The sequence below is a fragment of the Comamonas testosteroni genome (assembly GCF_000761245.1).
Lineage (GTDB): Bacteria > Pseudomonadota > Gammaproteobacteria > Burkholderiales > Burkholderiaceae_C > Comamonas > Comamonas testosteroni_C.
Window position 1 is genome coordinate 1 of sequence record NZ_AWOR01000006.1, and the last position, 540, is coordinate 540.

1 protein-coding gene is annotated in these 540 nt (G+C 67.0%); it reads left to right on the top strand.

Features of this window, described 5'->3' with window-relative positions; all coding sequences use genetic code 11:
• Positions 1-540: pyocin knob domain-containing protein (locus P353_RS27450; RefSeq protein WP_198529020.1), on the top strand; the 540-nt coding region annotated here is incomplete at both ends.

Genomic DNA, 540 nt, shown 5'->3' on the forward strand with positions numbered 1-540 from the left:
TGGCGGGCAATGGCCTGACGGGCGGCGGCAACCTCACGGCAGACCGCACCCTCACCATGGGCACGCCCGGCACGTTGACGGGCACCAGCACCAACGCGGTCAGCACCACCAGCCACACCCATCTGGTCAGTCTGAACGTGGCCGACCTGGGCGATGGTGCCGCCGTCACCATGGCATCGGCCTTGGGTAGCGGTGTGGACCTCAACACGGTGACAGGCCGAGGCATCTACACGCAGAGCACCAATGCCAACGCCACGGGCGGCAGCAATTACCCGGTGGCTGCAGCTGGCACGCTGCTGGTAATTGGGGACGGTGCGTCCATAAGCACTCAGACCTACACCCACTACAACAACGGCGACCAGTGGACCCGCTCCCGCTATAACACCGGCTGGAGTGCATGGCGCAAGAGCCTGACGGACGAGCGCACCATCACCGCAGGCACAGGCCTCACGGGCGGCGGCGACCTCTCGGCCAATCGCACCATTGCGCTGGCCAACACGACAGTGGCGGCGGGCAGCTACGGCAGCGCCACAGCGGCCC